16 protein-coding genes, 3 tRNA genes and 1 pseudogene are annotated in these 20811 nt (G+C 56.6%); 5 read left to right on the plus strand and 15 right to left on the minus strand.

Features of this window, described 5'->3' with window-relative positions:
* The first annotated feature begins 11 nt into the window (after positions 1–11).
* Entirely contained in the window at positions 12–584 is a 573-nt protein-coding gene (gene pgsA, locus HUW35_RS15260; RefSeq protein ID WP_181253096.1) for a CDP-diacylglycerol--glycerol-3-phosphate 3-phosphatidyltransferase, read from the plus strand.
* Between the two features lie 120 nt (positions 585–704).
* Here pgsA and HUW35_RS15265 read toward each other — a convergent pair whose 3' ends face one another.
* On the minus strand, positions 705–2033 hold the full coding sequence (locus HUW35_RS15265; protein WP_181253097.1) for a S8 family serine peptidase: 1329 nt from the start codon (positions 2031–2033) through the stop codon (positions 705–707).
* Between the two features lie 436 nt (positions 2034–2469).
* On the opposite strand from HUW35_RS15265, the gene HUW35_RS18915 reads away from it, so the two are divergent.
* The gene (locus tag HUW35_RS18915) at positions 2470–3054 is read left to right on the plus strand and encodes an HNH endonuclease family protein (protein WP_255463333.1); all 585 of its coding nucleotides are present in this window, start codon (positions 2470–2472) and stop codon (positions 3052–3054) included.
* A gap of 25 nt (positions 3055–3079) precedes the next feature.
* Here HUW35_RS18915 and HUW35_RS15275 read toward each other — a convergent pair whose 3' ends face one another.
* The 9 genes and pseudogenes from HUW35_RS15275 to HUW35_RS15315 all read right to left on the minus strand — a co-directional run bounded on the left by HUW35_RS15275 (position 3080) and on the right by HUW35_RS15315 (position 10795).
* Positions 3080–4321: a serine hydrolase gene (locus tag HUW35_RS15275; protein ID WP_181253098.1), complete on the minus strand. Its 1242-nt coding sequence runs from the start codon at positions 4319–4321 to the stop codon at positions 3080–3082.
* Between the two features lie 208 nt (positions 4322–4529).
* A tRNA-Leu gene (locus tag HUW35_RS15280) sits at positions 4530–4615 on the minus strand.
* Between the two features lie 70 nt (positions 4616–4685).
* Positions 4686–4759 (minus strand) — tRNA-Cys (locus HUW35_RS15285).
* A 446-nt stretch (positions 4760–5205) separates the two neighbouring features.
* A complete protein-coding gene (locus tag HUW35_RS15290; protein ID WP_255463334.1) occupies positions 5206–6396 on the minus strand; it encodes a hypothetical protein in 1191 nt (396 codons plus the stop codon).
* Between the two features lie 200 nt (positions 6397–6596).
* Positions 6597–7550, minus strand: coding sequence for an ornithine cyclodeaminase family protein (locus HUW35_RS15295; protein ID WP_181253100.1), 954 nt, complete (start codon positions 7548–7550; stop codon positions 6597–6599).
* 33 nt (positions 7551–7583) lie between these two features.
* Positions 7584–8695: pseudogene (locus tag HUW35_RS15300) on the minus strand (proline racemase family protein).
* A gap of 104 nt (positions 8696–8799) precedes the next feature.
* On the minus strand, positions 8800–9537 hold the full coding sequence (locus tag HUW35_RS15305; RefSeq protein ID WP_219932598.1) for a cupin domain-containing protein: 738 nt from the start codon (positions 9535–9537) through the stop codon (positions 8800–8802).
* Positions 9538–9726: 189 nt separating this feature from the next.
* Positions 9727–9803 (minus strand) — tRNA-Pro (locus HUW35_RS15310).
* A 143-nt stretch (positions 9804–9946) separates the two neighbouring features.
* The gene (locus HUW35_RS15315) at positions 9947–10795 is read right to left on the minus strand and encodes an acyl-CoA thioesterase II (protein ID WP_181253101.1); all 849 of its coding nucleotides are present in this window, start codon (positions 10793–10795) and stop codon (positions 9947–9949) included.
* 103 nt (positions 10796–10898) lie between these two features.
* On the opposite strand from HUW35_RS15315, the gene HUW35_RS15320 reads away from it, so the two are divergent.
* Positions 10899–11771: a GntR family transcriptional regulator gene (locus tag HUW35_RS15320; protein ID WP_181253102.1), complete on the plus strand. Its 873-nt coding sequence runs from the start codon at positions 10899–10901 to the stop codon at positions 11769–11771.
* 5 nt (positions 11772–11776) lie between these two features.
* Here HUW35_RS15320 and HUW35_RS15325 read toward each other — a convergent pair whose 3' ends face one another.
* The 3 genes from HUW35_RS15325 to HUW35_RS15335 are packed head-to-tail and all read right to left on the minus strand — an operon-like array spanning position 11777 to position 15313.
* On the minus strand, positions 11777–12760 hold the full coding sequence (locus HUW35_RS15325) for a proline racemase family protein (protein ID WP_219932599.1): 984 nt from the start codon (positions 12758–12760) through the stop codon (positions 11777–11779).
* Between the two features lie 55 nt (positions 12761–12815).
* Complete coding sequence (locus HUW35_RS15330) at positions 12816–14390, minus strand: aldehyde dehydrogenase (NADP(+)) (protein ID WP_181253104.1); 1575 nt, start codon at positions 14388–14390, stop codon at positions 12816–12818.
* A 23-nt stretch (positions 14391–14413) separates the two neighbouring features.
* Positions 14414–15313, minus strand: coding sequence for a dihydrodipicolinate synthase family protein (locus HUW35_RS15335; RefSeq protein ID WP_181253105.1), 900 nt, complete (start codon positions 15311–15313; stop codon positions 14414–14416).
* Between the two features lie 227 nt (positions 15314–15540).
* On the opposite strand from HUW35_RS15335, the gene pepQ reads away from it, so the two are divergent.
* Positions 15541–16926, plus strand: coding sequence for a Xaa-Pro dipeptidase (pepQ, locus tag HUW35_RS15340; RefSeq protein ID WP_181253106.1), 1386 nt, complete (start codon positions 15541–15543; stop codon positions 16924–16926).
* A gap of 53 nt (positions 16927–16979) precedes the next feature.
* Positions 16980–18245 (plus strand): FAD-binding oxidoreductase, encoded by a 1266-nt coding sequence (locus tag HUW35_RS15345; RefSeq protein WP_219932600.1) that lies wholly within the window; start codon positions 16980–16982, stop codon positions 18243–18245.
* Between the two features lie 71 nt (positions 18246–18316).
* Here the strand turns inward: HUW35_RS15345 and HUW35_RS15350 are convergent, their stop codons facing one another.
* Together HUW35_RS15350 and HUW35_RS15355 are read right to left on the minus strand one after the other, a co-directional pair.
* Positions 18317–19408 (minus strand): Xaa-Pro peptidase family protein, encoded by a 1092-nt coding sequence (locus HUW35_RS15350; protein ID WP_181253108.1) that lies wholly within the window; start codon positions 19406–19408, stop codon positions 18317–18319.
* The gene (locus HUW35_RS15355) at positions 19405–20751 is read right to left on the minus strand and encodes an MFS transporter (RefSeq protein ID WP_255463336.1); all 1347 of its coding nucleotides are present in this window, start codon (positions 20749–20751) and stop codon (positions 19405–19407) included. Before HUW35_RS15355 ends, HUW35_RS15350 begins: the two co-directional genes overlap by 4 nt.
* Between the last annotated feature and the right edge of the window lie 60 nt (positions 20752–20811).

Consider the following 20811-nt stretch of genomic DNA (forward strand, 5'->3'; position numbering starts at 1 on the left):
GAAGGACCAGCATGACTCTCGCTAACCAATTGACCCTGTTGCGCGTTGCGCTGATTCCTGTATTTGTGCTGGTATTTTACCTTCCCTACAAGTGGAGCTATATCGCCTCAGCCCTTATTTTCTCTATTGCAGCCGCCACCGACTGGCTGGATGGCTATATTGCCCGCAAGCTCGATCAGAGTACGCCATTCGGCGCCTTCCTGGATCCCGTAGCGGACAAGCTGATGGTGGCAACGGCGCTTGTGCTGCTGGTTGACCTGCACGATTACCGCCTGTTTACGATTGCTGCGGCGATTATTATCGGTCGTGAGATTGCGGTATCTGCGCTGCGAGAGTGGATGGCAGAACTGGGCTTGCGCAGCAGCGTGGCGGTCAGCTATATCGGCAAGATCAAAACTACCGCCCAGATGGCGGCGATCATTGTATTGCTGGCGTTCGACGTCCAGGAGTTTCCAGTAATGGAGACGATTGGCTATATCCTGTTGTATGTGGCGGCGGCACTGACACTCTGGACCATGGTCATTTATCTTCGCGCCGCCTGGCCGGCGCTGACTGCTGACCCCGCCGAGGAGTCCGGTGACTGATCAATAAGCAGCGTCACCCGCACAGATCCAACACTGGTCGACACCGGTCGCCGGCCGAATAAAAAAGCCCCCAGTAGGGGGCTTTGTTCGTTTTGCTGCAAGGAAACTTGCGCTTCGTCCCTATTTGGGAGATTGAACCAGGCCCGCTCCAAACACGTCGTCGTTGCCTGGTTTGCCAAGATCCAGAGATCCCTGTGCTAAGGCCGCCTCCACCTGGGCGGGATGCATGTCACCACCATTCGCACCGATGATCAGCGCCGCAACACCCGCCGCGTGTGGCGATGCCATGCTGGTACCGACAGACCAGTACCAGCCTCCGTTACCGGTGCTGAACACAAAGTCGAATACACCGCACAGGTTGGTGATCGGGCCAACGGTGCATACATCATTGTTACTCAGGTAGTAGGTGTAGTCGCCGCCCGGTGCCGCAAAGTCGATCAGGGACTGCCCATAGTTGGAGTAGATCGCGAGGTAGTCGAGGTTACCGTTACCTGCAGCCCAGCCCTGTGGGCCTGTCGCTGAAATGGAAATGGTATGGGGTGAGTCCGCCGGCAGGGTGAGGTTATTGCCATCTTTATCACCATCGACCGAATCGTTGCCGGCAGAAGTGATGATGGTTGCCCCCGCCTGATAGGCGTAGTTGGTCGCCCGGGACATCATAGTGCGCAGTGCCGCCGCGCCGGGCTCGCTCGCGGGGAAGGCGGCCCCAAGGCTCATGTTGATGACATCGGCATCCTGGTTGGCCGCGTGCACAATGGCTGCAGCCACAGCACCAAATGAGCCTGAGCCTTCGTCGCCAAGTGCTTTCAGCAAGATCAGGGTAGCATCCGGAGCCACACCGATTGTGCCAAAGCCGTTATTGGCCGCCGCAACTGTACCGGCAACATGGGTGCCGTGGCTGAACGTGTCCGGCAGGGTGTATGCCAGCCCTTCACCGGTAAAATCCATACTGGCGTTGTAGTCGATGTTGGGTGCCAGATCCGGATGATCCAGGTCATAGCCACCGTCGATAATGGCTACGCGCACTCCGGAACCGGTATTTCCCGCATTCCAGGCTTTCACTGCGTTTACGGCTGCATGCCCCCACTGGAGGTCGAAGTAGAAATCGTCGTCGCCACTCACTGGTGGGTTCGCTGCCGCATCGAGCGTTATGCCCTCAGCGACAACGGGGTCGAAGAACTGGAAAGAGGCGTTAACGCCTGCGTGTTTGACTCCGGAAAGGGTGTTGACGGTCTTGCCGAACGCGCTATTGCCCTCGACCAGCAATACGCCGATTTCGGGCACGGTGTGGGTAATTTTCCCCCCTGCAGCAGCAATATCATCCAGTGTGTTCTGGTGAATTTTATTGCCATGTACCACCAGTACCCAGGACTCGGCGATGGCGCCGGCAGAAAAACAGAATACTGCGGCGCTGACCGCGACGAAGTTACGAATACAGCGTAGAAGCATGAATTGCCCCCTTGGTTTTAAATGCCAATTTCCCTACGGCTAATCTGGGAAGCGAAAGCCACTCGACCGCGCAATGAATCCCACGAAGGACTGCGCGTCCGGTTGCTGGTTATTGTGTTCGCCAACCCTGGCGAGGGGACAATATAAACGCCGACTACCTGGGGGAGTAAAGGGGCCGCCAGCAAAAGCAATCTCTACTGCCGATAGGGGTAATTTCCACGAAATCTGTGCACAGATGGCACATGCTTTATCACTGCGGAGAATAATAACGCGGGGAAATTGGAATCGTGTTTGGCTGGTGCCATCAGCAAGGGGGAGATTTCCTGCGCTAACAGTAGCGGTGTCTTCCGCGATTTCGCAATGTTGAGGATTTGCACGTCAATCGCGTTCCGGTACGATAGCTCCAATCGAGCTATTATGCGCCAATGGAGTTGTCGTGCTGCGTTCTCAAGCTTCCTCCCGTTTCGGTATTTATTTTGTATTTGCTTTCCTGTTTCTGGGTACTCCGATTTCCCCATCGCTCGCCGTTGCGGATGAAAAGTATCGTCGCGGTGAATGGTTGCCCCGATGGTCCGATGCCGATGGTGACTGCCAGGATACCCGCCATGAACTACTGATCCGCTACTCCCTGGCCCCGATTGCCTACACCGGTGCCGGCAACTGTAAAGTCGCCACGGGCCTGTGGATGGACCCTTATACGGGCAGTTTTTTTGAGCTGGCTTCAGACCTGGATGTGGAGCATATCGTACCGCTGAAGTGGGCCCACGAACGCGGTGGCGCGCACTGGCCTCGCGAGAAAAAGCGCGCATTCGCGGAAGACCCGGACAACCTCTGGCTGGTGGACGATGGCCGCAACCAGAGCAAGGGGCACCGTGGGCCAGACCAGTGGATGCCCCCATACGGCCCGGTGCGCCGTCACTATATCCAGCGCTTCTTGGCGGTGGTGGAGAAATACGGTCTGGAGTCCACCGAGGAAGAGGGGCGGATTTTTCTCGCTCTGCTCGAAAACCGTCACGGTTGATGGTCTTGTGTCGGGGCTTACTGGATCAGTAGGGAAGGGCGGCCAGGATTTCTCCAAAGCGCGATTCTGCGGGGTAGGGCGAGGCTGACCAGCCAAGGCGCACGATGACGGCGTTTTGGTTCGGGCATACCATCAGCTTTTGCTCGCGATTGCCGAGCATAAAGTAGCTGTCCCGGGGGAGGGTCGGATACAGTGGTAGTTCGTTCCTGCTGCTGTGATTCAGCCACAGCTGGTAACCGTAGCGGGCGTCATTAATGCTGGTGTTACTGGCAACAGCCCGCCGTATCCATTGGCTATTCAGCACGCGTGCGCCCTCGACGGCCCCATTGTTCAGCAATACGATGCCGAGTTTTGCCCAGTCCCTTGCAGTGGCAAAGCCATAGGAGCTGCCTACAAATACACCGTCGGCGTCAGTCTCCAGTAAAAGGCTGTGTAGCGCCAGCGGATCAACGAATTCACTTCGCAGGAACTTCAACGATTTTTCGGTGCCGCCCAACTGTTTGTGCATCCAGCGGGCAACCAGATTGGTGGATCCCGAAGAGTAGGAAAAATGCGAGCCCGGTGAGTATTTCAGGGGGCGCTGCAGTGCATAGTGCGACGCGGGTTGGTTGCCAAACAACATGCGGGTGGCATCGGTTCCAAGGTAGTAGCGTTCGTCAAACGCCAGTCCGTCACACATCTGCAGGAGGTTTTCCAGGGTGATGGAAGAGCGTGCATCCTGGCTCCACTCCGCAAAAAGATCCCGTTCCTGTGGATCGGCCATCCCCAGCGCTTCCATCCTGCCAAATAGCATTGCGATAACACTCTTTGTCATCGACCAGCCGAGAAGCCGCGTACGCGCGGTGATGCCGTTTCCGTAGGCTTCGGCGATCACCCTATCCCCGCAGGCTACCACTAGCGCACGAGTGTCCAGGCCTGTACGGAAGTCTTCCTGTAGCTGCCGCGCAAGAAGCTGCTGAAGGGGAGTGTGCGCACGGTTCTGGTGATGGGGTTCACTGCGGCGATGCTGAAATTCGATCGAGGGGCTGGGAGCGTGCGAGACTGTCTGATCGCGTGGCTCCAATTGTGGACCCAGCTGCGTTCCCATAGCTGGATCGAACCGTACCTGCGCGGACACAAGTTTTCCCAACTGCGCCTTGGTCACGTTGCCTGTATGGCTCACCCGCACCAGTGAAAACAGGGGAGAATAATTGTGAAGATCCCGGTATATTTTTTCATTATTGAAGCCGGAGATATGGCGCGCTGAGCAGGCAAACTTTGCGCTCATATTTGCCAGCATACATAGAGGCTCCCATCGGGAGAGCAAAGTTTTTGCGCGCGCGTAGCTATAGGCCAGTAGCAGGGCTATAAGGCTGAGCGAGACGAGTTTGATCAGTGTGTTGCTGTCCATCCCGATGGGGCGCTCACGCAAGCTGCGGAAACAGGTATAGGTGAAGATCTGTTGATCTTGGGAAAGCTTAGGAGAGAAAGGGAGGTGGTGCCCGGGGCGGGACTTGAACCCGCACGGCCAGAAGCCGAGGGATTTTAAATCCCTTGTGTCTACCAATTCCACCACCCGGGCCAGGAGGTGTTCAGCTGGCACCCTGTGGTGCCAGTGAGAGGCCAGCTCGGGAGAGCTCGCCAGGAGAATATGGAGGCTAGGGTCGGAATCGAACCGGCGTACACGGAGTTGCAGTCCGCTGCATGACCACTCTGCCACCTAGCCTAAATATCGCATTTCAGCGATGAAAACGCCGCGGATTCTAGCGGATATAAACCAAAAATCCTAGCATTTTCTGATACTTACGTGCCGCTGGGCGTGTAAGAGGGCGCTATTCTATGGGTTGTCGGGGATTAGTCAAGCGGAAGTGTAGATGAGTTATGAGGCGGTTAATATTTGACCAATATTCAGCCGGTTGCCGCGTCTAATAACTGATGGCAATTTCTCTAAATTTACTATTGCCAAATGTTCTAAAGTTTTCCGGTATCCAACTGGCAAAACCCGGGGTCTAGCCAATACTGAATGTAGCTGGCTTGCACACATCTCCCCCCACGTCGTGTTTAGTAGTGCCGGCCGGATGCCTTCCTCCATACAGGTATCCAGTGTGTTGTAAGGATGAAATCCTCCAAGTTTCACTCCTAATGGTCTTGGCCCTGACGCTCTCCCCGTCGTCAGGGCTTTTTTTTGCCCGCAAGAAATGTGCGTTCGAGCTGTGGAATCTCCATTCCGGCAGCCTGCTCAGCGAGTGTACGAAACTTCTCCAGGGTGATTTCTCCGCGGTCCACGGCGATAGTGCGCACCACATCGTCCAAACTTTTCTCTCCATTGCTGGATTTCTGAATTGCCTCGTCAATCTCGGACAACAAGACCGCAGCCCTGGCGGTGGTTGGGCCGGATGAGCGCTTGACCAGTAGATCGGGAGATTCTTTTCCCCACTTGGCCAGGTCGTCCAATGCCTGCAGGTAACGCTTCTGGCTGATGCCGCCGGTGCGGCGCAGAGTTTTGAGGGAGTAGTATTCCGCGATGCCCTCCACAATCCAGTCGCTCTCCTTGTCTCCCCGAATTCCTGTAGCGACATGAACCAGCTCGTGCAACATGCTGCTGGTGCGATTTCCGGAAATCAGTGGCCGGTCTGCATGCATAAACAGCGAGCGAGTACCCGACAGACCACCACGCCACATGGGGTCTCCCGCCATGACGATCAGAAGTTTGTCCGGGAATTGTGGGAACACCTTTTTCAATTCAGGCAGGGTCCAGCTGAGGAAAGCCAGGGTGTCCTGCCTGCGCAGGCCTTTTCCCAGAGGGCCTGCAACAACCGTGTCAGTGCCGCCGATGATGTCTTGGCGGCTGCCAATTTTCCCAGCGATCATCCAGCCTTTCGGTCGGATGAAGCGGCGGCCCGGGTCCTTTAAGGTAAAGGTGTCGGGCTTTTTCTTCTCATAGGGCAAGAGTACATTCCAGTCGTCCGGCGCTTCTATTTCCAGTGTTGCTCTGGATTGAAGGTGCTTCGGTGCTCGGGCGGAGATTGGCGGAATAAGCTTGTCGCTGCGCAGGATGGCCCACTTGTCAGTTATCCGGGAGTCGTATCTACCGGAAGATTTTTTTGCGTCAATTACGAATTGATAGCGGATGCCATCGCGCGCACCGCTCGGTATCCAGGTGGCCTTGTCATCTTCTATTGTCAGATGCTCGCCTTCCAGAGCCGTGTGTCGCTCCGGATCAAGGTGGAGGGTAAGTTTGCTAGGTAGTTCTTTTCCGGAGAGTGTGATTTCCACATTCGCCAAGCCGCTGCCTGGGTCGAGTTGCGCCTTGTAGCCAATGTCGTAGTACTGCTTCTCCACATCCGCTGCCGCTGCCGCCACTCCGGGGAATATACTCGTTAACACGAACAGCGTGGTGGCTATGGCGGCACGGCAGGAAAATATAATGCGCAACGTATGAAACATGAATTCTGTCTGGCTCCGTTACCAATGGGCGGCAGGTACATCTTATGACCGCAGGCAAGGTTAACAGTGCCATGACAGGCTTTTCAAAGACTTATCGGAGCCTGGGTGGGTAAAAATTAACCCGCACTGCTGCCTGATTCGACGCGCGCGTGTACCAGGCTGGCAGCGACCAGGTCCTCAAGGGCGTGCCCTACTGACTTGAAGCAGGTAACCCCTGTGCGCTCCGCGGGTGCTGGGGATTTGCACAGGGAGGGGAGGTCGCCGAGGACCGATTGCGGGGTAATTACACCTTCAGCAATGGGAATCGCCAGATCGCCGGTCTCGTTCAGGGCGTGGGGCATTACATCAGCATAAAGGGCCACGCGCCGGATTAGCAGATCATCCGCTTCCCGCATATCCGGCCGGTAGGCGCCTACCAGGTCAATATGCTGCTCCTCTCTCAGCCACTTACCGTAGATCAGCGGCGTTTTGCTCATGGTGGCGCAGCTGACGATGTCAGCCCGTTGCATGCCGGATTGAATATCATTGCACAGCGAGACGTCGAAAGATTCGCCCTGCAAAGTGGCTGCTACCGCCCGGGCTTTATCTGCCGAACGGCCCCAAATCAGCACTTCTTTTATCGGGCGTATACTGGCATGCGCTCGCACAAGCTCGGGGGCGAGTGTTCCTGTGCCGACCATCAACAGGGTGTTGGCATCGACCGGTGCCAGATAATCTGCTGCCAGGGCTGAGGCCGCTGCGGTTCGTCGCGCAGTGATACTGGCCGCATCCATGACCAACCTGGGGGTCCCAGTTGCCGCATCAATAAGGGTGTACTGCCCCTGTATGGTCGGTTCATTCTGATTGTCCGGTGCGACCACTACGGTCTTTACTCCCAGATAGCCGTCCGCCTGCCATGCGGGCATCAGCAGCAGTGTATTTTCGTGATCATGGCCTGCAGAGTATCGGTAGTGGTGGTGGTGCCGTTGTGGTACCTGCACCCTTTGTTCGCGAAATGCCTTTCGCAGTGCGGAGATGAGTTCCGGATACTCTAGCGACTGGTGGACAGTGTTGGCATCAATGTACTGCATGATTCGAATCTTTCTGATTTTTAGAGGCGGTATTCAATCGAGCAAAAAACCGTTTTTAAGCGGATCCAGTGGATCGATATAGAAACGGTGTTGACCGGTCATATGTGCGGTGCCGCTGATTTCGGGAACAACCGCCTTGTGGCCAGCATAGTCGGTGTTTCTACGATACTTCCCTGAAAACTACTACCGGTGATGCTCTCTACGGTCAGCGTCTGGCTGGCTGATAATTTTCCCTGGGCCAGGTGCAGCGCGAGTCTTCCTGCCACGCCAGATCCGGTTGGGGATCTATCCAGGTCACCATCGGCAAAAATGCACACGTTGCGACTGCAGATGCTGTCGCCACCGGAGCTAGACGCTGGGTTCCTGGAAAGCGCTCGCATATCCATAAATATGGTGCCGTACAAGAAACCGAGATCCGGCTGGTCAGGATGTTGGATTGAGATACCCTGCGCGATCACGGCTTTTTTGATGGCGCGTCCGGCAGCGATCAATTGCTGCGTATTTTCGGGGAGGAGCGGGAAGGGGAGCTGGTTGGCATCCACGTACGCGTAAAACGCACCGCCGTAGGCAATGTCGTAACGAATGTCGCCGAGGTCCGGTACGGTGACTTGCTGATTCTGGGCGAGACTGAAGGATGGAACACAGAAAAATCGCGAGGAAACCACATGTCCGTCGGCGTCTGTTCTCGCGAATGCGCGAATACGCCCACAGGGAGCATCAATAACCACGGGTGTTTCACTGCCTGGCGGGCGGGCCTCGACCCAGCCCATTTCCACTGCCAGCTTGGCCAGTGCTATCACAGCATGACCACACATGGTGCTGAAGCCTTCATTGTGAATAAAGATGGCTCCGAAGTCCGCGCCATCGTCATTGGGCGGCACCAGTATCGCGCCATACATATCCCGGTGTCCGCGCGGCTCCCACATTAGGGCAGTGCGCAGGTAATCGAAGTGTTCGCGAGCGTGCTTTCTGCGAGCCAACACATCTTCGCCCTCCAGCTCAGGAAAACCCGCAAGAATCACTCGTAACGGCTCGCCACCGGTGTGCATGTCGATAGTGTCGATCGCCTGCATAGCGCCTGCCATGGGCGGAACGCACCGGTGGACGCTTTTTTTGATTAATTCGAACGCGCTTTCCCGTGCCATATGAATCTGCCAGCAATATTATATTGGGCACAATAACAATTAAGGCTTGTGGAATCAATTAGTCTGAGGCTCGGGGTAGAGGCGCGGCGTAAAGCATCGTTGTTTCAAGGTGATTGATCCATCGCGCCACCAAGATGGTTTTTCTTTTCAAAGTAGGTGATGCCATCGCTACCGGCGAGAAATTCAGGGTATTCCCCAGCTGGGAGGCGTATCCAGCTGCCTTTTGAGAAACGCTGTTCACGGACGCGCAGGGTGCCGGAGAGGATGAGTAGTTCAGCACTCTGGATGGATGCCGGGAATAAGGGTACGCCGGCCTGTAATCGCTGAAGGCTAACCTGCTCATAGCCTCCGGAAAAAAGTGGGCAGACTTCGCGATCAGTCAACTGTTGCCAACAATTCGTATCGTTGGTGTTTACGCGCACAGTCTGATTTTCTTCCGCTGGCATTTGCCTCAGTTTTACGAAAATAGTCGCACCCGGATCGCTAAACGGCTGATGCTTGGAACCTGGTGGGTTGCGAAGATACCAGCCTGCCGGATAGTTGCCCATCTCGTCTGAAAAGGTACCGGATAGCACCAGAATCTCCTCGCCCCCCGGATGCTGGTGTTGGGGGAAGTGGGAGTTGGGCGCATACCGTACGATGCTGGTGGCTCGGGCTTTTTCTTCCCCGATACGATCCAGCATCACGCGCTCGACTCCTGCTTGGGGGGAGGCAATCCACTGATACTCGTCGCCACTCACAGTGGCGCGGCGTGAAAAATCTGCATTGATCAGCATTTGAGGGGTTCCTTGCGGGCGCAGTTGTACTGAATTTTGTGCTGGCAATATACCTGTTTCTGGCATTGCGAATTCTAGCGCGGCAACAAGGGGGTGACGCTCAGGAAAGTATTTTATGTGGCGGCCGGGCGTCAGATGTTAGAAGCGGAATAAGGATTCTGGCTGGCCAGCTCGGGATATGAGGTGTGGGTATCAGGGGCAATTGGCCAAAAGGCTGGCATAAAAAAACCCGCTCGAAAGCGGGTTTTTAAAATATGGTCGGTGAGAGAGGATTCGAACCTCCGACCCCTTCGTCCCGAACGAAGTGCGCTACCAGGCTGCGCTACTCACCGATTTGTTTGAGCTGCGATCCCGCGGCGGGATCTGCTCGGGCTTCCTTGTGAAGCGGGCGGCATTATAGCAAGCGTTTCGCTTCTGTAAACCACTGATTTCATTAAATTTAACGCCGGGGCCGGTCGGGGCCCCGCAAGCCGCGTCAGCCCTTGATTTGGCGGATCAAACCTTCCTGGGTGGTGGAGGCGACCAGGCGGCCATCGCGGGCAAAGATCTGACCGCGGCAGTAGCCTCTGGCACCACTGGCCGATGGGCTGTCGGTCACGTACAGCAGCCACTCATCCGCGCGGAAAGGGCGGTGGAACCACATGGCATGGTCGAGGCTGGCGGGCATCAGGTTGGGATCGAACAGGCTGATCGGGTGTGGCTGCAGGCTGGTGCCCAGTAGTGCCATATCTGACGCATAGCACAGGGCGCTGCGGTGTTCGACCGGGTCGTCAGATAGCTCGCTGTCCACCTTGAACCAGAACATGCAGCGGGGCTCACGGATCTCCCGGTCAAAGTAGCTCATCGGGTCAATCGGGCGGAAATCCACCATATAGCGGCGCTGGTTCTGAGCCGCGCCATTCATACCCGCTTCTTCAGCCAGCTGCTGGGTGTTTTTCAGCTTCTCGGGCGGTATTACCCCTTCAGTGGGCATTTCCGACTGGTGATCAAACCCCGGCTCCTCGATCTGGAAGGAGGCGGACATATTGAAGATGGCTTTGCCGTTCTGTTTGGCAACCACGCGGCGGGTGGTGAAACTTCCACCATCGCGAATGGGATCTACATCGTAGATCACCGGTTTCTCGCTGCTGCCGGGGCGCAGGAAGTAGGCGTGCAGGGAGTGGGGGAGGCGGTCTTCGACGGTGCGCGCGGCGGCCATCAGTGCCTGGCCCAATACCTGGCCACCAAAGAGTACCTTGCGGTAGTTTTCCACGTGTTCCCGGCTGCGGAACAGGTTCGTGTCAAGTTCTTCTACGTCAAGGAGCTTGCTCAGCTTTTCCAACATGGGCGATACTGCCTGTCTTCTGTAAATTTATTACCTCTTTCCCGGCCCACCAGCGAATCAGGCCGTGAGGGCAGGGCTGAAAATAATAGCAAGTGTTGGCTCAATGACCATTACTGAATTTATCAAATCTGATGTAAAAGCCGTTCTCCAGGCGGAAGGCCAGTTGCCGTACAAGCTGACCCTGGGCGCTATGTCGGAGCATTACAAGGTCAGTTTGACACCGGTACGTCATGCCGTCGATGAATTGGTAGAAGAGGGCGTAATCCGTCGCAAAGACAACGGCCGTCTGGAAGCGCAGCCCGAAGTATTGAAAGGGGTGAAACTGGAGACCCCTAAGGCCGATGCCACTGAGCACAAGCTGTACGATGAAATCCGCGAGGATGTCATTGCGAGAAGCCTGAAGCAGGATACCGAATACCTGCGCGAGCAGGCCACCGCAGAGCAATACGGCGCTGGCCGTACCGTGGTGCGGCAGATTTTTTCGCGCCTGGCCGGGGCGGGATTGATCGAACATGTGCCGCGCTGCGGCTGGCGGGTGCACCCGTTCAGCGAACAGGACATGCACAATTATCTCGATATTCGGGAAATGCTGGAACTGAAAGCGCTGGATCTCGCGCGCGGGCATTTTACCGACGAAGAACTGCAACAGTTACTCAAGGCAAACCGCCCGGCCACTGGCGCCGCGCAGTCTGAGCTGGATTTTGATCTGCACGACTACTGGATAAAACGCTGCGGTAATCGTTACATTGAAGAGTTCTTTGAGCGCTACAGCCCTTTCTACAATGCCCTGTTCAACTACGCGGTTATTGATGAAAAAGTGAAGCGGGAAATGGCGCGCGAGCACTGCGATATCGTGGAGTGCCTGTTGGCGAAAGACTGGAAGGGCGCTCGTAAAGCGTTGAGCGCCCATATCCGTGAGCAGCGGGAAGCGGTATCCAGAATGATCGCGTTCCTGAACGAAAAGCAGTCCGCCTGATCAGATCAGCCGATGCCGTGGGCGAACGGATCTTCAGGGTCCAGGATAATACGGCATTCGGCACTGATATAAGCGCTGCCGGTTATGGTGGGAATCACTTCTATCCTGCCATCCCGAGAAGCGGGTAGTGCTTTAACCCTGCCTTCAAAAACACTGCCAATGACGCTCTCCTGACGCCACACGTCACCTTCCTGGATGATCCCGTCCGCATACAAACAAGCCAGTTTTGCACTGGTCCCGGTGCCGCAGGGTGAGCGGTCATACGCGTTACCGGGGCACAGCACAAAATTCTTGCTGTCCGCTTTCGCGGGATCAGACGGCGGCGCGAACAGTTCGATGTGATCGATCTCGCCACCGTCTTCACCGAGGATTTGGTTTTCTGCCAATGCGACTCGCACACGATGGCAATAGTCTGAGAGCTGGTCTGTATTGTCTACATCGACACGCAGGCCGTGTTCGCCAATCAGAAAGAACCAGTTTCCTCCCCAGGCGATATCCCCAGTGACCGTTCCCAAACCCTCTACATCGAGAGAGACAGATTTCCGATAACGATAACTGGCAACGTTATCCAGGCTCACCCGGTGGTTGTTGTGCAGGACAAACGATACTTTACCGACCGGAGTTTCCAGCTGGTGTTCACCCGGTGCGATCAATCCCTTGCGGGCAAGGGTGACAGCCAGGCCGATGGTGCCGTGGCCGCACATACCGAGATAGCCGACATTGTTGAAAAAGATAACCCCGGCAGTGCACTCCGGGTCCTGAGGTTGGCAAAGCAGGGCACCGACCAACACATCGGATCCGCGAGGTTCGCGGATTAGTGCAGCACGCAGGTGATCGAAGTGCTCGCGAAACTGCACCAGTCGTTCAGCCATGCTTCCGTCACCCAGGTCGGGACCGCCGTCCACGATGACGCGAGTGGGCTCCCCGCCGGTATGGGAGTCTACGACTTCGATACTGTGATTTACGGTTTGATTCTTGTCACCGAACACGATAACTCTCCGGATTATTCTTATTGTCGCCGTTAGCTGAATGGATTCAAAGTGGTCAAAGTGGCGCTTTGGTCCATTCACCGTCCACCAGGCGCCAGGCTCCTGTCGGATTCTCATCCTGCAGTGCTGGGGGCAGTCGATGGGCACGCACGTTGTCATAGCAATCGAGCTTGCTAAAACGGGTCAGCGAGGCCGGGATTCCTACCGCGGTAAAGCCGGGATGCCCGGATGCAGGGAAGGGACCACCGTGATTCATCGCCGGGGAGACCGCGACACCCGTGGGCATCTTGTCATTCAGCAGCCGGCCAACCTTGTTCCGCATTACCGGTTCGATCTGATTGTAATCGGAATCGTCGCTGTCATCCCGCGCAGAGTAGATACAGCCGGTGAGGTTGCCTTCGAGGGCGCCGAGAATCTGGCGGGTCTCGTCAATACTATCGCTCTCTACGATCAGCGCGGTATTGCCAAATGCTTCAGTCTGGCAGCGCTCTGGCTGCTGGAGAAACGCCTGACCGGTAACGCGCAATAGCGTATTTGGCCGTGAGACTCGGGTTGGATCTGCAGTGGTGTTGTCTGTGAGGCATGTTGCCCCGGCGGTTTGCAATTCTTCTACGGCGCGGCTCAGGTTGGTTTCGACACCGGCGCTCAGCAGGGTGCCTACCGGGCTGCTGTTGAATCGTTCCACGCAGAGATTCACAAACTGCTCCGCGTCCTTCCCCGAAGGCAGGATGACCAGACCGGGATTGGTGCAGAATTGCCCGGTTCCCATTAAGCAGCTACTGGTGAATTCTTCGGCGAGCTCATTGCCGCGCTCGCGCAGTGCTCCCGGCAGAACAACCACCGGGTTGATGCTGGAAAGCTCGAGATAAATAGGGGTGCCCACCGCATCCGCAACCTGTTTCAGCGCGAGGCCAGCGGCGCGGGACCCGGTAAATGCGGCTGCCCCGGTGCGGCTATCGCCGACCATTTTTAAACCGTCCGCGCGGCTGGTCGCGTACAGCATCTGTACGGTAGCCAGGGGAAGTCCGGTTTCTTTGATTGCCTGCAGCGCCAGTTTTGCCAGCATCAGGCAGGTACCGGGATGTGCCGAGTGCGCCTTGGCGATCACCGGATTGCCAGCGGCTACTGCTGCGGCAAAATCACCACCGGCCAGGCCATTGAATGCCAGGGGGAAATTGTTCGGGCCAAAAACGATAACCGGTCCTATGGGGCCGTGCAGGCTGCGGATATTTGCCGCGGTATCGATCGTGGCCCGCGCCCATGAGCCGTCTGCGGCAGCGCTTGCCGCCTGACGCAGTTGGTTGGTGGTGCGTGGCAGCTCTACCTCAAGCAGGCGTGGTTTTACCGGCAAGCCGGTTTCCTCGTGTGCCCGAGCGCAAATGGACTCTGCTTCGGCTTCAATAAGCTCGGCAAATCGCTCGAGGAATCGGGCCCTTGCCTGTGCCGGGAGGGATTTCAACTCTTGTGCGGCTTGCTCCGCAGCGTCCAGTGCAGCGTCGCAATCCGACCAGCTGGACACGGGATACTGGTGTTCTATTGGAGCGCGGGTAGACGGGTTGGCGGGCTGAAAGCGGCCGGATTCGGCCGCTTGACGCCACTCGCCCGCTATCAGAACGGGGGCTGAGTACATCGCAAATTCTCCACTCACTGGTCTTACTGAATGTTCGGACGGGTGGCGATTGCGGTGCGAATTATCTTCAGCACTTGTTCGCGCTCTTCACCGGCCAGGTTCAGGCGTGGATTGCGGCAGAGTTCGCTACCGTAGCCGCATTCCTGCACTGCCAGCTTGATGTATTGCACCAGCTTGGGTTTGGTATCGAGGTGCAGCAGTGGGGTGTACCAGCGATACACTTTGCGTGCTTCCTCAAAGTTGCCGCTGGTGGCCAGGTCCCACATCAGGCGATTCTCCCGTGGAAACGCATTGACCAGTCCCGAAATCCATCCGTGGGCACCGAGCGCGATACTCTCAAGGGCCAGGTCGTCAACGCCGCAGAAGAGTACAAAATCATCGCTCACGAGATTGGCGATATCGGTGAGGCGGCGCGGGTCATCGGATGCCTCTTTTACCGCAACAATATTGGGCACCTGTGCGAGGTCGGCTACCGCTTCCGCCGATACGTCCACGCCGTAACAGGCGGGGTTGTTGTACACCATCACCGGCAAGTCCGTGGCCGCAGCGACGCCGCGGATATGGGTCACGATTTCCGTGGCGTCCGCCTTGTAGGACATGGGTGGCAGAACCATCAGGCCGTCTACACCCGCCCGCTGTGCGGCGCGAGCGAATTCCTTTGCCTGGGTGGTGGTGTACTCGGATACCCCGGTCAGTACCGGCACGCGGCCGTTGACATGCTTGACCGTGGCCGACAGCACTTCCGCCTTTTCCTCCTGGCTCAGGGAGCAGTTTTCTCCCACGGTGCCAAGCATGACCAATCCATTAATACCCGCTTCAAGCATCACTTCCAGGTGGGCCAGGGTTGCCGGAATATTCACCGTTTCATCGGCGTTGAACTGAGTGGTGGCTGCCGGGAATACGCCGCTCCAATTAATCTGCATGGGACTTCCTCATCATGGTTACTGCATGTTTGTTGTGCGAATGGGGTGGGATTGCGCTGGCGGTGGTAAAAAGCGCTTTGCCCGTATGTGTTTTTGTGTACAATAAATAAAGTTTTCGATGGCTGTCAACCGATAAATATCTCGCGAGCCACATTTCGCAGGCCTCGAGCACCAGGTAACAGCCTCCTTTATAGAATTGATACGCATTCGTACCGGAGAGATCGCAGATGACTACATTGGCCGCTTTGTACCCAGCGCATATAGATACACTCATCCACCGTCACACAAAGGCAATGGAGGCGGCAGGGTACTCTCGGGTGGTTATTCATTCGGGAGGTTCGCTGGTCCCGTTTCTCGACGACAACCATTACCCGTTCAAGGTCAATCCGCATTTCAAACACTGGCTGCCGCTGTTGGCACATCCGCATTGCGCAATCGATTACCGGATCGGTAGCAAGCCGCGTCTGATTTACTTCCAGCCCGAGGACTACTGGCACAAGCCACCGTCTGACCCGGCGGGCTATTGGGCGGACTTCTTTGATATCGAGCTGGTGACGGCCGTGGAGGATGTGGCGGCGGCGCTCGAAGGAGATATGAGTCGCTGTGCATTTATCGGCGAAGATGCGTCCTGCATGTCTGGATTGGCAAAGTCCCAGGTGAATCCCCGTGCACTTGTCGATGAGCTGCACTACTACCGGGCCTACAAAACCGCTTATGAAGCGGAGTGCCTGCGCCGCGCCAATCGCATCAGCGCAGCCGGGCATATGGCGGCGGGGGATGCGTTTATGGCGGGTGGTACCGAGCTGGAAATCCACCACGCCTATTTGCGAGGCGCCGGGGTGCTGGAAGTCGAGTTGCCCTATACCAACATTGTTGCCATGAATGGCCACAGCTCGGTGTTACATTATCACGGTGCTGACAGGGACAAGATGGCGGCAAGCGACATACACTCCCTTGTGATTGATGCGGGTGCAGATTACGCAGGCTATGCCAGTGATATAACCCGTAGCTATGCGTTTCGCGATGGCGAGTACGCTGTGCTTTTACAGGCAGTGGACCAGGCGCAGCAGGCACTGGTTGGCGAGGTAAAGCTCGGTGAAAGTTTTGCCGATCTGCACTGGCGCGCGCATTTCAAAATTGCCGAAATCCTGCAGCGATTCAACTTCGTCGCCATGGATCCGGAAGACATGGTGGCCGAGGGGATTACCAACGTATTTTTCCCCTGTGGCCTGGGGCACTTTATCGGGCTGCAGGTACACGATGTCGGCGGCTACCAGATGGCGCCGAGAATGCGGGCCAGCCTGCGCGACCCGCGCGCACCTTATTTGCGTTTGGCGCGCACCATCGAGGCTGGCCAGGCCCTGACCATCGAACCGGGTATCTACTTCATGGAAATGCTGCTTGGCGAGCTGGCACACAACAAACACAGCCGTAAAGTGAATTGGGCAAAGATCGACGAATTCCGCAAATATGGTGGTGTCAGGGTAGAAGACTGCCTGTTTATCCACGAGGACCGCGTAGAAAACCAGAGCCGGGATGCGTTCAAGGCACTGGCGAAGGAGAGGGCGGTTGACCTTCTGCATGTTGATGCAGATAGCAATGCAGTGGTGTGATTGAGCTGGATCACTAGTACAACAACGCGCTCAAATGGCTGGATAAAAGAATAGTGACCAGAGTGAAAGACAGTAACGCAGAACATGAAGTTGTTGTGATCGGAGGCGGCATTGTCGGTGCGGCCATTGCCGAGCAGTTGCAGAGCCGCGGACACCAGGTGTTGCTGGTGGATCGCGACACGCCCGGAAATGGTTGCTCCTATGGCAATGCGGGACATTTTGCGACAGATGTCGTGTTGCCCCTGGCTAACATGCAGACCATCCTAGCTCTCCCTAAAATGCTTGCAGATCCCCTGGGGCCTCTGTCCATTCGGTGGCAGTATCTGCCGAAGATGTTGCCCTGGTTAATGCGGTTTGCGCTGGCCGCGCTTCCCGGTAATGTGCGTCGCTCCTGCGACAATCTGCGCGCGCTGAACAGCCGGTCTATTGATAGTTACGACCGATTGTTGACGCGTCTCGAGCTACAGGATCTGATGACCAGGAAGGGCGCGCTCACCATTTATGAGTCCCGGCACTCAGCAAAGAAGAACCGGGCAACCGTCGAGCGACTCAGGGGATTCGGTGTGGAAATCGAGTCTCTGGATCGCGCAGAGATACGGGATCTGGAACCGGCACTCGGTGAAAATATTGCGGGTGGGCTCTTCTTTCCGAAAACCGCGCATACCGTCAATCCTTTCCGGCTGGTGCAGTCACTGGTTTCCCGCTTCTGCGCTCAGGGTGGCGTTTTCCTGCAACAGAATGTGAGCGGTGTGCAGACTCTGCCGAATGGTACGACACGAGTCGCACTGGCCGATGGCAGTGCGCTGCGTGCACAAAAAGTCATTCTCGCTGCTGGGGCTTGGTCCCGCCCCCTGGCCAGGCAGCTGGGCTTTTCTGTGCCTCTGGACACCGAGCGCGGCTATCACCTGATGCTGCCAGAGCCAGGTTGTACTCTGTCCCGGCCGATGGTGTCCTTCGAGCGCTCGTTTGTGATGACGCCGATGGAGGAGGGGGTGCGTCTGGCTGGTACGGTGGAGTTGGCGGGATTAGAGGCCCCGGCCGACAATCGACGGGCGGATATCCTGTTCCAGCATGCACAATCAATTTTGCCTGGCCTGCAAAGTCAGGGGGCGCAGCGCTGGATGGGATTCCGGCCATCGCTACCGGATTCACTGCCGGTGATTGGTGCGTCCCCGAAAAACCCGAACCAGCTGTTTGCCTTCGGGCATCAGCACCTGGGGCTGACGCAAGCCGCGATTACTGCAGAGTTGCTTGCAGACCAGCTGGAAGGAAAGCGCCCGGAACTGGACCTCACGCCATTTTCCATTACACGCTTCTGAACAGAAAATCCGGTGGAAGAGGTGTCCTCCACCGGATTATCGTGATCTCGAACTAGCCCGACACTTTCCGATCAAACCTCAATAAGTTCCTTACTGAAGTTATTGAGAATTTCGATGCCGTCATCGCCGATCAGTACGTCATCTTCAATGCGCACACCGCCCCAGCCTGGAATGTAGATGCCAGGTTCTACCGTCACCACAAATCCCGCTTCCATCAATGTATCTTCGCCCGCCGCGAGATAAGGTTTTTCATGGGTCTCAAGACCCAGTGCGTGACCAAGTCCCTCACCGGCGAAGCGGGCATATTCCGATTGCGACAGAAATTCACTTACCGCTTGCGCGGGGTGCGAGCAGGGTTGCCCGGCTGAGAGGTGATCAAGGCCGATCTGCTGGGCTTCGCGTACCAGCGCATAGACCTTGCGCTGCTCCGGGTCGGCACTACCCATTACGATACTGCGGGTCATATCCGAGCGATAACCATCGATGACCGCGCCAAAATCGATGGTGATCAGGTCTCCACGTTCAATTATCCTCTCGCTGGGCATACCGTGAGGACGTGAGCTGCGGGGCCCCGAGGCAAAAATGGTTGGGAAGGCGAGACCCTCTGATCCCTGCCTTAACAATGCATACTCGAGTTCGATGGCCGCTTCCCGCTCGCTCATTCCGGGCTGCAGTATCGTGAGCAGCCGCTCAAGAGCCTGGTCACCTACTTGCGCGGCACGGCGCATGGATTCGATTTCTACGTTTTCTTTGATACGGCGCAGCGGCTCGACCAGTCCGGAAACGGCAGTAGTGCGCTCGAGGGTTGGTGAGAGGGCGTCCGCGATCAATTGCCAGGCACTGCAGGTAAAGTGATCCTGCTCGTACCCGAGCTTGTGTACGCCCCCTTTACCGGCGAGTCGACAGATGGTTTGGCCAAGTGACTCACGCGCCCGATCGCGCACGATGACTTCGGTATCCGGGGTGCATTGCTCCGAGGCCTGTTCTCCGAACCGGTAATCGGTGATCAGGAATTGTTGCTCGCGCGTGATTAGCAGCAGGGCGACATTCTGTTCGTCGCTGGCAAAGCCGCTTAAATAGCGGATATTGGGCATGCTGGCTACAAGCAGGCCGTCCAGGCCGCGTTGGTGGATGGACTTTCTGGCGATATCTGTACGAGTCATGGGGTTTCTTCGCGTCTGTCTTGGTTTTGGCGTTGAATAGAAAACTGGCGGTGGTAGCAGAGCAGGCCGGCTGCGGTTATCGACGCAAGGACTGCAAAACATCCCCACATCAGGTCAGGTCTTCCCATGGTCTTGGCAAGGGTCCCGTAACCCCACCCGGACATCAGTCCGGCGAGCAGAAAGCCCAGTGCCATGGATAGAAAGTAGTAGCCCATAAACAGCGCGGCTTGGGCGCTGGGCATGGACTCCGCGACATACTCCTGGCTTTTCGGTGATGCGAGCATTTCGCCGACGGAAAAGGCCACCACCGCGGTGACTACACCCAATCCACCCCAGATGGGACCAAAGCCAATCCATAGAAAGCTGGCGGCTACGGTAATGGTTCCCATGACCAGCACTCTGAGAGCGGGCAAGCTCTGGCACCAGGTGCTCACCGCGATCTGTAACAGGAGTATGCTGCCAAAGTTAAATGCGGTAATGAATTCCGGGCTCACTTGTGTGCCGTCTTCCGATGCAATCGCACCGGCGACATCGGGGCTGAAACTGGCTACGGTTTCGAGTAAGGGAGCAGTATCGACAAAGTCCCGTATATACAGGGGCAGTGTCAGAAATAGCTGGTTATAGCAGGCCCAGAAGCCGGCCATTATCAACAGGTAAATTACAAACGGCCGGTTTTTCATTACCCGGGCGATATCCGTCACGATCGAGACGGGATTTTTAGCGCTCGATCTGGGGGTAGTGGCTACCGGCTCCCTATAGGCAAGAAGTAATAGGAAATTGACCGCGATCCAGGCGGAGGCAAGAGTAAACACCCAGTCCCAGCTGATGGCCTTGATCACCCCGGCAATTAAAGGGCCCACAAAGCCCCCCACATTCACCATGGTATAGAAAATACCGAAGCCTATTCCCCGGTTCTGATCATCGGTGGTTCGGCTCACTGTCGCCACCACCAGAGGTTTGAATATTGCCGCACCGATGGCCACTAACAGCAGTACCGTAAAGAAGGCGCCGTAACTACTGACCTGGCCAAGCAGGTAGTAGCTCGGTGTCATGATGGCAAAGGCGATAAAGAACATCTTCCTGTACCCGTAGCGGTCCCCCAGCGCCCCGGTGAATACCGGTAACAGATACAGCAGGAATGGAATGATGCCCTGAATGGTGCCCCGCTGGATATCAGAAAACCCGAGCCCACCAGACTCTACGCCAGAGCTCATATACAGCGAGGAAAGGGTGAAGAAACCATACCAGGCGAGCCGCTCAAAAATCTCCATGGCATTCGCCACGTAGAAACTGCGACCGAAACCAGCGCCTCGGCTGCGGCTATCCTCGAGTGTCTCCGACACCTTAGTTGCTGATGCTGTCGGTCTTGCGGTGTCTAACTGTACCAGTGTCGATTGGCCCAT

Origin of the sequence: Microbulbifer sp. YPW1, assembly GCF_013367775.1 — a bacterium.
Classification (GTDB): domain Bacteria; phylum Pseudomonadota; class Gammaproteobacteria; order Pseudomonadales; family Cellvibrionaceae; genus Microbulbifer.